Genomic DNA, 13,045 nt, shown 5'->3' with positions numbered 1-13,045 from the left:
CGTCCTCTGCCAGGGGAGAGATGAAGCGACTTGCCATGCTGCCGTCCTAAGCTGAAATCCTATCGGCACTATGCATGAAAATATCTGCCTAGTCACTTACCATGATGAGCCCTACGGCGCTGAGTCACGCAGGAGCAGCACAGCATTTTCTGAGAGCAGGTGCTTTGATGGTCCCTCGGCGCGATAACCGAAGGCATGGATGCTCGAGTCCCCGATGCGGTGTTGCACGTTGCGAAAATCGCCATGCCATCAGCCTGAGGCGTCTCGATGAGGACATTGCAATGACTTGGGCAAGCCACATGTGCTTATCAGAACAATAAGCGCATGGTCAATGTCGTAGGTCTCGTATTTGTCGCCAGGGAGCGTCTTGCTTAGGCATGTTTACTATAGCTCACCCCAAGATAAAGCAATTCATTTCTGTGCGAGATTTTTTTTCACGTTACGGGAGTGATTGGTGAGTTTATAACATAAAAGATTGTCGAATATTAGGGCTCTCCGTCGCTGGGTGTGGAATTCGTCCTCTGAGCTGGGCCAGGATATGACCTCCAACGGACAGGAAGTATGGCATGGACGGCACCTTGGTCTGCCCTAGTCTGGTGCTGGAAGAGCTCTGTGTTCTCAATAAGCAGCACTTGGATACTTTCCACCCCACGGCCTCATTATCTCGTCGAGGCCAAGCCAAGCCAAGCCAAACCAGGCAGCCTATTCTGTCAGGAGTGAGAGGAGCAGTAACCGGCCAGGCACTGCTCAAGCCGATACCGAAAGCCCTGACGACGCTCGAGTGCCATGCCGATCAGATATCCGGCCTGACCAACGCTCGCTTGGAAGGCATGACCGGTCTTTTCCAGGCGGACAGGTCACGTGCACGCGGCTACCTGAACGAGGCCGACTCCATAGCGATGATCTACCTGATCGGTAGTTCCGTGGGCCGCCTGCTGGATCAGGGAAAATCTACATGAAACGACGAAGAACCGATGTCAGACCGTCCCGGGCCTCAACCTGTCATCAAAACAGAGATTGCAGCACTCATCGGAAAGGGGAGCCGCTAAATCTAGCCCAGCTCGTAGCTATCCCTAAGACTTTTCCACAACTCGGCTTAGTTGTCGGAGGCCATGATGGACTTCTGACGCACTGAGCTAAGAGGAAGGTCTTACAGTTTCCGATGACGAGTGTGGCCACCAAGCATCAATAGTTCAAATGACAAGGCCAGCTTCGTTGAGCCGGCCTTAATAACGCCAATGGGTGTCAGCAAGCGACTAGCTGCGACCGCCAGGACCACCGCCGTTGCCACCAGGACCACCACCGTTGCCACCAGGACCACCACCGTTGCCCCCAGGACCACCACCGTTGCCCCCAGGACCACCGCCGTTGCCGCCAGGACCACCGCCGTTGCCACCAGGACCACCGCCGTTGCCACCAGGACCACCACCGTTACCGCCAGGACCACCACCGTTACCGCCAGGACCACCACCGGAACCACTGCCTCCAGCACCGCTGCCACCGCCGGAACCACCGCCACTGCCGGCAGCATCAGCGTTACCTCTACCCCCCGCGTTACCTCTAGCGCCGCCAGCAGCGGTGCTGTTAAGACCGCCTGCATTGCCTCGGGCCTCGGTGCTTCGACCCTCACTAGCGGTGTCGCTGGTAGCCTGACCATCGACTCCAACACCACCCTCGGTCACTGCCTCGCTAGCCGTATCGAGGCCAAAGTCGGCCTCATCGGGAGCATTCTCTTCCTGAACATCTGCCAATGTCTCCTGAGCCTGCTGAGTGGGGACGGTCTCAATCTCCTCCACGAGCATCCCATCCACGTCATCGTTCGAAAGGTTCTGGTCCTGGGCTACCACCGCCAGGGGCAGCAATCCGATGGCCAGGGTCAGTGAGGTCAAAATTTTTGCCTTCATGTCATGTCCTCTTTCGCGTGAGGCGTTGAATCGTATCAGTCACTTGGGTATGAGCCCCTTAGACAACGTTTCACCCTTCAGTCACTTGCGGCCGGCCTCTTGTCACTCGAGCCCTGTTATCAGGCTGCGCTTGAACCTGGGAGTAAGCAAGTAAGCAAGCGCTCATTTTTATCACTCGTGGACTAAAAGAATGTTGGGCTCAGAAGTCCCTGACGGGTGGTGCAACTAACTAGGCTTTGTCCGAAAACTCGAATTTGCTAATGTCACCTATGCTGCTGAGGCATAAGTGACCCATGGCAGGACGCTACGAGATCTCCGAGAACGGCTGGGACCTCATCGAGGACATCGTGTCGCCACCGCAGAGAACAGCGCGCCCCCGCCGCGATGACCGCCAGGTGCTGAACGGTATCTTCTGGATCCTCTGCTCAGGCGCCAAGTGGCGCGATCTGCCAGAACGCTACGGTCCTTGGAAGACGGTCTGCGATCGCTTCCGTCAGTGGCGCGACGATGGCACCTTCGAGGCCATCCTGGCGCGCCTCCAGCTTCGCTTGCGAGAGGATGGCCTGATGGACCTGGACACCTGGATGATCGATTCGACATCGATCCGAGCCACCCGAGCCGCCTCAGGAGGCGGTAAAAAGGGGGACATCAAGAACCCATAGACCATGCCCTGGGGCGCAGCCGAGGCGGCCTGACGACCAAGATTCACATGGTATGTGATCGGCATGGATGGCCGCTGACCTTCACGCTCTCGCCTGGGCAGGACTCGGATACACGGCACTTCATCCCGGCCATGGAACACGTTCATCTGCCTGGAACGAGGGGCAGGCCACGTAAACGCTGTCGCCATATTGTGGCGGACAAGGGCTATGACAGCGATACGCTTCGCCGCTACTGCGACCAGCACCGCATGAAGCCGATCATTGCCCAGCGTAAGATGAAGCGAAAGCCGAGCCCTGGCGCCCCAAGGGGCTTTGACAAGCCCCGCTATCGAGAACGCAACATCATCGAGCGCTGTTTCGGCTGGATCAAAGAACTGCGCCGCGTCTGCACCCGCTACGACAAGTTGGCCAGCAGCTTCAAAGCGATGGTATGCCTGGCCTGCATAGATCGCTGCTTGCGTGCCAACTTTTCAGACAGAACCTAGATCCTATGTTCGGGCGCCAAGTGGCACGACCTTCCTTAGCGTTACGGTCCTTGGAAGACGGTCTATGACCGTTTCCGACACTGGCGACATGACGGCTCCTGCCTGGCCACATGGTAGGTTCATCAAGAGGAGCAGGTAAATCCGGTGCCAATCAGGCGGTGAATACATCTGGTCGTTCACCAAGTGTCTGAAGCAGCGATACGAAAATAAAACTCTTCCCCTTGACACTCAACATTGGTTAAAATCCGCATCTCACCTAACGGAGCACCTTAATGAACCAACAAACAGACCTTTCGGCTCTCAAGGAAAAGCTAAATAAACTGCGTGAATACTTTTCCGAGTATCTTTCGGCTGCCGAGCTAGCTTCAAATTTACCAACCACCCACAGCCCTGAGGAGATCCATTCAGCCTTGCTGCTTGCTGGCATGCAATCCAGAGATAAGCAAGGAAAGTATTTTCTTACCGACTCCGGGAAATCTTGGGGTGCGTATGACAGCACAACTCAAGAGAGCGTATGGGAAAAAGATGTCATCGGAATAATCTATCCATTCCTTCAAATCTCAGATGCCATTAAAAATGGATGGTTAGATTATGGTATGGAGAGCATGATAGAAATGCTCGCCACTTACGAAGCAGACGATAAAGCCAAACTTAGCTTATGGAAAGACTTAAACTCCATAATCGATATTTAAAACTCTAAAATATTTATTCAAGGGATCGCTAAAAAACTTTTCGGCTCTTCGTCGTTCGATCGGGAATTCGCTCCCCCTTAACTTGGCCAGTATATGACCCCACGAGGAAATAAACCATGTTATGGGCAACACTCAGGTTCTGTCCCATGGCCTGGGCCTCTTCAATTCAAACCATAAACGCAGCGCCTGCATACTTCCCACCCCCGCCTTGATCTCCATGGCCAGGCCATTCACCCTAGTTTGTCAAGAGTGTGGAGGGCAGTAAGCAGCCAGGCACCGATCAAGAAGATGGCAAAGGCCCTAACGACGCTGGAGCCGTAAGCCGAGCAAGAGATGAAGCGCTGGATCGACCACCGCACGTCTGGAAGGCATGACGGTCTGTTCCGGGCAGCCCGATCACGCGCACAAGGCTACCGGAACAAGGCCAACTTTATTGCGATGGTCTACCTGATTGGTTGTTCCGTGGGACGCAGGCTTGATCAGGCCAAATCCACATGAAACGACGAAGAACCAACTTATGGCTGTTTTTCAGTGGCCATATCGATTCACATCATTTTCGCTGACTATCTAATCCTAACATGTATTTCGTATGACTCAGGACTATTTTTCATTGGAGCCTCACTCACCTCAACATAATCTAGAGACTTAATTAAACCAGACAACTTCTTGAACCCATAATTTTTGGGTTTGAACAGGGGGTCTTTTTGGTAAACCAAGCTCCCAACACTCCCTAACTTTGCCCATCCTTCATCATCTGTTTTGGCATTAATCGAGGAAGTTATCAGGAAGCGAACTTCATCAATTTCTCTAAATTCAGCTTTCGGGTGATTCTCTTCATCCTTTTCGTTCTTATTGCTATAAGTGCCTTCAGCATCTCCCAAATCATTCTGATCACAAATTAAAAAACCAGTAACGTGCCCGTAAAAACTAATTTCAATGACATTATGTGCCTTTCTCAAATGCTTTCTATATTTCTTCTGAGCATCGAATACTGATTTACACAGCTTGCATGCATATGATTCTTTCTGCTCTATTTCTTTCTTTTTTACAGCATACTTCTTCCTGACTCCATCTGATTCTTTTCTTAAAGAGGCCCTTCGCTCTTCTATATACCGTGCACCATCGATCTTTGCCATCCTTCCTTGAAATATCATCTTTAATTCAGAATCATTAACCGGCCATATCTCTTTTGTTGAAGTGTCAGTAAAACACAAGATACCGGCAAAGCGTCTAGCATCGCCTTTCAATGTAATGGAGTATATTCCACCATCTTCGAAACCACCTTTGACGTTTGTTGTGAGGAATTCTTGTGAAAATCTGCACGAATCCACTACAAATAATTTAGTTGACTGGCTTCGATATTTTTGATTTCCATTTCCTGATTTAAAAAGTGCTCGCCTTTCCTCGCCGGCAGTTTCATAATCGAAACATGGATGCTTATACCAAGGAGGTGAGAGAGGCGGATCTAGCCAAACCGAGCCTCCATTATGCCTAATAAAAAACACATTACTTCCACACTTCGGACATGTAGTTGCTCGGTTATCAGTTTCCGTATCACTGTAAGTTGTAAGACTGTGGTTCATTCTACCTATTGCGTATCCACCGCCTTGCCAACCACCGGGGCTTTTTCCTTTATGACCATCACCTCCCCATCCACAACGACAACCTGGCGGATGGTTCCAAGCATTACATCCCATAGCAACTCCCAAACTTTGTTTATCCTTATTTCTTCACTAGACGTCTATTCGTATTATCCATACGATTCTGCGCGACCGTGCCACCTATAATCCGCTTAAGGATCTCCCTTGCCGTGCCCAGCTCTACGTCAAACCACTCGCCGGGGCGATAATCACCCCATTTCAGCTATGCGCCGAAAACCGTGTTGGCCACTCAAGGGGCCTCGGAACTCAACCGCTTGCGTTCCTGTTCGACGACATCTCGGAAGAAGGCATCCTCTGCTCCGATGCCCCGCTTGTCGGGATTCGGCAAAAGCACACTGATCAAGACGTAGCGCACCGTGTTTGGGTAGCTCACCAGCAAGGCCTCGAGCTGCTCCTGGATGGCGTTGTGCCACTCGAACGCGAAATCTCTGGCTTCGACGAACTCGTCTTCCCCGAACAATGTGACTTGTTTGCAACTGGTCTTGTGCTCGCGCAACCAGGCTAGCCGAAAGCGTGCGGCCAGCAGGTCGTGGAGCCACTGAAGGTCACAGTGGTCGTAGGTCTCGATCGGCAAAAAGGGGGGCAGCTCCGGTGCGAGGTCATCCACACGGTGCACCAGGCATTGCACTAGAATCTGCAGGACACTCCAGTAATCGTCGTGCTGTTTCCCGGCGAGCGCCATGTCATCCGCCTCGAACCAGTAGCTCACGATCACGCCGGCTAACTCTTGACTGTCGGTTTATGAATGACGGGAACGGTGCCGTAGTGCTCTTCATCGACCACCAGCCAGAGCTTGGAGCGGCAGCCTTGGCAGATGATCGTTTCCTTTCCGTCCAGGCGAGCGTCTTCCAGCACCTTGGGATGGAACTCATTGGGACAATTCGGGCACTCCTGCGGCTCCATGGCTTCACGATTGATCCACCTGACGTGCTCCATCCCCATCTTACGGATCAAGTCAGGGATCTCATCTCGCGGAATGCCGGCGCGAAGAAGGCGCTCGTAGACGAGGCTCCACTGCACCGTATTGGTAAGCTCACGGCGACTAACCATGGCGCTTCTCCACTAGACGCCCTGTCGTATTGTCCATCCGATACTGCGCAATCGTGCCGTCCACGATTCTCTTGACGATCTCCCGTGCGGCATCCAACTCGACGTCGAACCACTCACGAGGCCGGTAGGTGCTCCCATCTCGGCTGTGCAACAAGACGTTGACGCGCTGGTGGTGAAGCATGGCGTGGACCAGACGCTCGAACCTGCGGGGATCGAGGTTGTAGCACTCAAAAGACGCCACGGTCTGCACGGGCGCTTCCAGATAGGTCTGCTGCCGCTCTGCCCCGGTGATACGCTTGTCCAGTTCCTTCTCTGTGTAGCCGATCTTGTGGAGGTTGCGGATGCCACGCAGTGCCGTGTCTTGGCTCAGCGAGCGGAGGATGTAGATCACCCCGGTGCGCTTGTCGTGGTGCGTGATGCCCTGCATGACATCAAGGGTTGTGTCGGGACGCAAAATTCGCCGCCCCGTCTCGTCCTTGTAGAGCGCCCTGGCGAGTGAGCGCAGCAGCAGGTTGGACTCGGTGCCGTTGTCAAAAACGACTCTCAGGCGGGGGTTGAACTTGCGGCCTGCGCCTACGCTCTCTTCGCCCACCTGATCGGCGATACACAGCATGCCGTTGAGGACGAACATGTCGCCCTCGTCGATCTGCGACTCCATTTGGAACGGCACTGCCTCGGCGTCACCTTCACGCAGCTCCTCACGCACCTGGTCGAACAGGTTCTCGAAGCGGTAAAAGTCGTCACAGTGGGCTCGCTGGGCGATCTCGTCCGGCATGTCCCGCTCGTTGCCCTCGGGCACATGGGTCAGGTCAAAGATCGACTCGACGCTATCGTCGCCTCCGCTCAGCAGCCCGAGGGTGTCGCTGTCCCAGATGTCGTCCAGCGAAGTGACACTATCCGGTGAGACGGGCGCTTCCTTAGGAGTGGCAGGAGAGGCTTCCGATGTATCATCGCGGCCACTTTGCCCTGCCCTTGCGCTCTTGGCAGGCTCGTCTTGGCTCGCATCCTCAGAATCGCCCGTAGAGCGTCCCAGGAGGCCGAGCGTGTCCCAGTCAGCCAATCCCTCCACTTTGCTAAGATCGCGCCTCAGAGCGGCCAGTTGGACGGCTAGCGTGGCTTCGTTGAGGTCTTTCGCATCCTGCTGTGGTTTGCGTCCGTTCTTGGTTACGAATGCCTCGATGTTCTGAAGCGTCGCCACCAACCGCTGATCAGAACTCGGTGCTGACGACCTGGGTGGTGCAACAGTCAGCAGACCCAACTCATCGGACTCGGCGAAGATGTCGTCCAGCGAGCGTCGTTTGGGCGGCTCTCGACGGGTGCGAATCATGCCGACGCACTCCTCATCCGCTCCCGCTTCTTCTGCTGTATATAGGCCAGCGCCTCGGCATAGCGGACCTCCATGTGATCATCACTGTGCACCGAGGGCGGATGTCCCTGCTCCTTGGTGAAGGCGACGATCTTGGGCCACAGCACCACCGCTTCTTCTTCGGTCATTTGCGTGCGATTGCCGACCACCGTGTCCTGAATGGTCTTGAGGACGGGGGCAGTAAGCGCCTTTGACAAGATCTCGTAGGCACCCTGGAAAGGATTGATCTGGTTGATCAGGTCGATGTTGAGGTGCTCGATGTTGACGAACTTCTCGCCGATCTTGAGGAACTGACGGTTGCCCTGGGGTTCGCCGTCGTCGGCGTCATCACCGAGATTACGGCCATCCGGAGCGGCACCGGGATCGACAGGCACGCCATCGTCGCCGTAGACCTGCCCTGGCTCGTGAATCTCTGCTCCCTCTGGCAGCTCATCCTCATTAAACAAGCCACCCGTGGCTCGGGCGCCCATCGTCGTCACCACGGTTTCTCGCAACAGCTCACGCTCACCATCATCGAGGTCGGGATGAAGTTGCTCGATGATCTTCGGCAACTCTACCTGGTTGATCACCTCGGGTTCGGTGGTAACCGTCACCGCAGCGGCGGCCACCTCGGGCTTCTGAAGCAGTGCGGCGATGATGTCCTCCTGCCCGCCGGATTCCAGAATGCCCATCACCTTGTCGGAGACAGGCGCCTGGGTGTCCTCAATGATCACGGTGCCCGGCTCTCCCTTCTCGTCCGGCCTCATGCGTGAACGCGGCTTGAACGACACGCTGGGGGCCAGCACCTGCTCCATGAGCAACGAAACCGTAATGGCCTTGAGTAGGTTGTTGACGCTGACTTTCACGTCCTCGTCGTCGGCATCAGGCTGGGCAATCAGGTTCGTGAACTGCGCATGGGTCTTGCCTTCACTGTCACGAGTAGCACGCCCAATGATCTGGACGATCTCGGTCATTGAGTTGCGGTAACCGATGGTCAGCACATGCTCGCAGAAGGGCCAATCGAAGCCCTCCTTGGCCATGCCCAGGGCGATGATGACGTCGACGTCCTCGAGCTTGGTAACATTGCGAAGGTATTCCTGCACATCGCGCCGGATGGGGGTGTCGGTCACCAGATCGGCAACTTTGAGCAGCTTCCCAGATGGATGACGCACCGTCACGATGCCGGTCTGGCTGTCCTGCACCTCAACATCGCCCAGCGCATCGAGGATGTGGTCGACCTCGCCATACTTATCCTTGGTGCTCTCGCCACTGTTGACGTTGGGGATATGGACGATGGTCTTCTTGTCCGGGTCCAGGACTTCGTGGACCGCCTTGATGTATGGCCCTTGATAGAAGTGGTAGCCAATCCCCAGGGACTTCAGATAGCGGTAGCCGTTGAGCTGCTCGTAGTAGGTGTAGGTCACCTTGTCGAAGCGAGCTTCATCGTCGGGCAACAGGATCGGGGCGGCGTCGCCTCGGAAGTAGCTGCCCGTCATCGCGACGATGTGCGCGGTGGAGCCCTGCATCAAGTCATCAATCAGCCCACCGAGCTTGTTACTCTCGTCGACAGAGACATGGTGGAACTCATCGATGGCCACCAGGCAGTTATCGAAGTCCGAGGACTTCAGCTTGGCGAAGGCGTAGCGCAGCGTGGCGTGGGTGCAGACCAGGATGCGGTCGTTGGGGTCGGCCATGAAACGACAGAAGGCATCCACCTTGCCGCTGTCGTTGCCTGCACGGCACAGGTCGTTGCGATCCTCGACGTGCCAGTCCCAGTAAAAACCATGAGAGGTGAGATCGGTGTCCTTGAACGACGCCCCGTTGGACATCTCGGGCACCGCCACGATGACCTTGCGCAGGTCCAGGCGGTTGAGCTTGTGGAGGGCCAGGAACATGAGCGCCCGAGACTTGCCGGAGGCTGGCGGTGCCTTGAGAAGCAGATACTGGCTGTCACGCTTCTCGTAGGCTCTCGCCTGCATCTCGCGCATCCCCAGCGCGTTGCTGGTGGCGCTCTTGCCGGTGCGCTCGTATTCGACCTTGATCAGCTCCGCCATGCCTTAGCCCTCCATGGTGGTGGCTTTGCGGGTTTTCTTGTTTCCGCCAACCTTGGCCGCCTTCTCGGCTTCGATCAACTCCTCGTAGCGGGCCAGCAGATACTCCTGTCGCTCGGCAGTGTCACGAAAAGGTCGATCGCGGTAGAGATTCTCCAAAGCCTGGTCGAGCACTTGGTGAGCCACCAAGAGATTATCGGGCATCTTGCTGGGGTCGTAGAGCTGCGCCATTATCTTGTCAGGGTGCGCTGCGCGAGCGAGGATGACCTCACGGCCTAGTCTCTCAATATCTCGGCGCTGGCGTTCAGTGACCTCGGGCCAAGGGAAGGTGTTGTAGACAAGCGAGGCTGAGTATCGATAGTCGCTTTTAAGACGCCCCCCTACAAGTCGAAGCCAGTCCATGTGAATTTGCGAGGAAAGAATGGAAAATTCGTAGAGAGAGCCCTGAGGTATCATTAGGTTGGAGTCGCCGCAAATAACCGAATGGTCGTAAAACCCTACCGGGGCATAATATCTTTTCTCGGAAGTGTGACGCGGAACTAGGATGTAGTTCCCTGACGCGGGCTGAGCGAGCTGACCAAATACATGAGGAGTATTTGCCATCTCTCGGGTAGAAGATGCTTTGCTTTGCTCGCGCATCTTCCTCACTCCGTTAACACGCTCTCTCACAGCAGGCTCTTTCATTACATCTTCAAGTTCATAATCTGCCATCCAAAGGCACCACCTCTCCTTACCTTTGATGAATTCGTCCGAGCCTATCCAAGACCTGATAAATTTCTCGGAAGCTGGTGAGCGCGCGACAAGATCATCCTTTTCCTCTTTTGTCAGGAAAAGAAACCCTCCATCTCGCGCCATACTACCAAACACCATCTTGGGGCGACCACAAAGTGATGTGCCGCGACTTTGAACAACAATGTCATCACCCTCTATTAGGTAGGGCGAAATATTCCTGACTTCCTGGATATGCCAAGCATTATCAATATTCCGATAAATATTACGCCTAACGATACAATTTTTTGATAGCCCCACAATTATAACGTGGACTCCAGCGTTTCCAGCGGCATTGTTTTTCCATGGAAACGTATGGTAAGCAAAGCTTATATGAACACCGGACTCAAGAACCAAGGGCCACAAAATGCATACTTGCTCTCCTTGGCAGATTGAGTTCGTGGCGACGAAAGCGAGCTCCGAGTTCTCATTGAGGTAGCGTGCACCCTTGAAGAACCATGACCCAACGTAGTCCATTTTCTTATAGCTATTTACGCCATGATACAGATATTCCATATCCTCGAGCTGGCTTTGCGAGCGGCCGCGTCCTCTCCCAGCAAACGGAGGGTTACCGCAAACATAGACTTCATGACCACCATCATTCGGGCAAACATTCTGCCATTCAATCTTCAGGCTATTGCCTAACACGAGATTACCTGAATCTTTCAAGGGCAATAGTGGCTTAACATGTCCGAACTCCTTGGCAAACAAGGTGTTCATCTGATGTTCGGCGAGCCATAGCGAGAGTTGTGCAACCTCATGAGCGAAGTCATCAATCTCGATGCCGTAAAACTGGCTCAGCCGAATCCCACTAATTAACATCTCTTGCTGGCCGGACACATCCTGTAGCGCCCGAAAAACCGCCATTTCTAGGCGACGGACCTCCTTATAGGAGATGATCAGGAAGTTGCCGGAGCCCATCGCCGGATCGAAAACGCGAATCCGCGTCAGTCGCTCCAGCAGCGCCGCTAGTTTTTTGCGGCTGCCTTTCGCCTTGTGCAGCTCCGTGTAGAGCTTGTCGAGAAACAGCGGACGGATCACCTTCATGATGTTCGGCACGGAAGTGTAGTGCTGCCCCAGTGCGTCGCGGCTCTCCTCATCTACAACTGCCTGGAACATCGAGCCGAAGATGTCGGGGTTTACCGCTTCCCAGGCGAGCTGACCGCACTCGATCATCATCCGGCGACCCTTGCCACGAATCTCAGGCACGGGTATGTCATCTCGGAACAGACCGCCGTTGACGTAGGGGAACTGGGCTACGTGGACAGGCAGATCAGACGGGCGCTCACCCTCTGGCTGGTTCATCACCTGGAACAGCTGGGCAAGCAGGTCCGACAATCCTTCCCCGCTCTCACCGCTGGCCTCGGTGATGACCTTGGTGAAGGCGTTCTTCGGGAAGATCCCAGTGTCCTCGGCAAAGTAGCAGAACAGCAACCGCGTCAGGAAGACGTTGAGGGCATGCAGCTGCTCCGGGGTGCTGAACTCGTTGACCTCCTTCAGACGGTCGAACAGCCGCCCCATCTTGGCTGCCGCCTTCAGGTCGGCAGACGCCTCCTCGAAGTGCTTGGTGCGTTCCAGGCCCGCCATAGGGGCGAAGAACAGGTATTGAGACGCCAGATCACTGAAGGGCACCTCTAAGCGCTCATCTGTCCTGGTGTCCAGTGCCGTGAATTCCCGCCAGTCGGTCACCACCAGGAAGCGGCACTTGTGACGTGGAGGTTCTTCCTCGTCTGCCAGCACCTGCAAGGCCTCGTGGACGCTCTCACCCTGTCTGACCGGCATGAAGTAGAGCCAGTTCTTCAGGGCAACGTGCCCCTCTTCCTTGCGGCTGGCCACGTTGCGTTGGCCACCGTTGCGGACCTGGGTGATGGTTGCCCTGGGGAAGCCGTAGGCATCGAGGAAGGCGTAGATGAACTCACCGCTGTCGGCATCAGGCCGGGTCGCAGCGGTGAGGGTGTCCATGCAATAGGTCTGATCGAAGGCCATGTGCCCTGTGCTCCCTGCGTGCTGGCTTTGGTGAAGCCTGTAATTCGTTATTCTTAGAGACTACTCATGCACACAGGGGATGTCACTCGAGCGGAGCGCTGGAGGCTGGGGGCAGTCAGCAATTGGGGCAAACCGGTATCTCAGATGACGAGCGCTGCCCAATGACGCTGTAAACCAGCAGAAGAGCAACTAGGTTACACCTTGCCGTCACGCTCACGCCTCGCTAGGATAACCGCACCAACCCACTCACTGTTGGGTGTCACACTTCCACACAGCTGGTTAGCAATCGCTAACCCTCAAGGTTATGATCCATGGGCAGTTTTGGTGCCGGTTGGCGTAGTGAGTTCCCCTCTCCCCATCCGCACCATCTGTTCTCCCCGTTAGCTATACGCACCTCTCCGTCATCTCTCCGAGATGTGCGGCGTTTTCGCGTGGCCCTCA

At 55.1% G+C, this 13,045-nt stretch carries 9 protein-coding genes and 2 pseudogenes; 4 read left to right on the top strand and 7 right to left on the bottom strand.

Annotation, left to right across the window (positions count from 1 at the left end):
• Positions 1-743 precede the first annotated feature (743 nt).
• Positions 744-959 (top strand): annotated as a pseudogene (locus HALO32_RS18320) (ISL3 family transposase); the annotation flags it as partial.
• Between the two features lie 191 nt (positions 960-1,150).
• Here HALO32_RS18320 and HALO32_RS17995 read toward each other — a convergent pair.
• Entirely contained in the window at positions 1,151-1,600 is a 450-nt protein-coding gene (locus HALO32_RS17995) for a hypothetical protein (RefSeq protein ID WP_192576525.1), read from the bottom strand.
• A gap of 597 nt (positions 1,601-2,197) precedes the next feature.
• Here HALO32_RS17995 and HALO32_RS14630 point away from each other — a divergent pair.
• The 3 genes and pseudogenes from HALO32_RS14630 to HALO32_RS14620 all read left to right on the top strand — a co-directional run bounded on the left by HALO32_RS14630 (position 2,198) and on the right by HALO32_RS14620 (position 3,743).
• Positions 2,198-3,051, top strand: a protein-coding gene (locus tag HALO32_RS14630; RefSeq protein ID WP_151444641.1) for an IS5 family transposase whose coding sequence is annotated in 2 segments (ribosomal slippage) — positions 2,198-2,540 and positions 2,540-3,051 — 855 coding nt in all. Because the reading frame shifts where the segments join, the coding sequence is not laid out codon by codon here.
• 3 nt (positions 3,052-3,054) lie between these two features.
• Positions 3,055-3,150 (top strand): annotated as a pseudogene (locus tag HALO32_RS14625) (transposase); the annotation flags it as partial.
• Between the two features lie 173 nt (positions 3,151-3,323).
• Complete coding sequence (locus tag HALO32_RS14620) at positions 3,324-3,743, top strand: hypothetical protein (RefSeq protein WP_151444640.1); 420 nt, start codon at positions 3,324-3,326, stop codon at positions 3,741-3,743.
• A gap of 563 nt (positions 3,744-4,306) precedes the next feature.
• Here HALO32_RS14620 and HALO32_RS14615 read toward each other — a convergent pair.
• The 6 genes from HALO32_RS14615 to HALO32_RS14590 all read right to left on the bottom strand — a co-directional run bounded on the left by HALO32_RS14615 (position 4,307) and on the right by HALO32_RS14590 (position 12,604).
• Positions 4,307-5,452, bottom strand: coding sequence for an OST-HTH/LOTUS domain-containing protein (locus HALO32_RS14615; RefSeq protein WP_151444639.1), 1,146 nt, complete (start codon positions 5,450-5,452; stop codon positions 4,307-4,309).
• Positions 5,453-5,633: 181 nt separating this feature from the next.
• A complete protein-coding gene (locus HALO32_RS14610) occupies positions 5,634-6,119 on the bottom strand; it encodes a hypothetical protein (protein ID WP_151444638.1) in 486 nt (161 codons plus the stop codon).
• A gap of 5 nt (positions 6,120-6,124) precedes the next feature.
• Positions 6,125-6,454 (bottom strand): hypothetical protein, encoded by a 330-nt coding sequence (locus tag HALO32_RS14605; RefSeq protein ID WP_151444637.1) that lies wholly within the window; start codon positions 6,452-6,454, stop codon positions 6,125-6,127.
• On the bottom strand, positions 6,447-7,781 hold the full coding sequence (locus HALO32_RS14600) for a GIY-YIG nuclease family protein (protein WP_151444636.1): 1,335 nt from the start codon (positions 7,779-7,781) through the stop codon (positions 6,447-6,449). The genes HALO32_RS14605 and HALO32_RS14600 overlap by 8 nt, the downstream gene beginning before the upstream one ends.
• On the bottom strand, positions 7,778-9,853 hold the full coding sequence (locus HALO32_RS14595; RefSeq protein WP_151444635.1) for a DEAD/DEAH box helicase: 2,076 nt from the start codon (positions 9,851-9,853) through the stop codon (positions 7,778-7,780). Before HALO32_RS14595 ends, HALO32_RS14600 begins: the two co-directional genes overlap by 4 nt.
• A 3-nt stretch (positions 9,854-9,856) precedes the next feature.
• Positions 9,857-12,604, bottom strand: coding sequence for a DNA methyltransferase (locus HALO32_RS14590; RefSeq protein WP_151444634.1), 2,748 nt, complete (start codon positions 12,602-12,604; stop codon positions 9,857-9,859).
• Positions 12,605-13,045: the final 441 nt, after the last annotated feature.

The sequence above is a fragment of the Halomonas lysinitropha genome (genome assembly GCF_902500215.1).
Lineage (GTDB): Bacteria > Pseudomonadota > Gammaproteobacteria > Pseudomonadales > Halomonadaceae > Halomonas > Halomonas lysinitropha.
The sequence above is the reverse complement of the archived record's forward strand: the minus strand, read 5'-3'. Positions and strand labels throughout refer to the sequence as shown.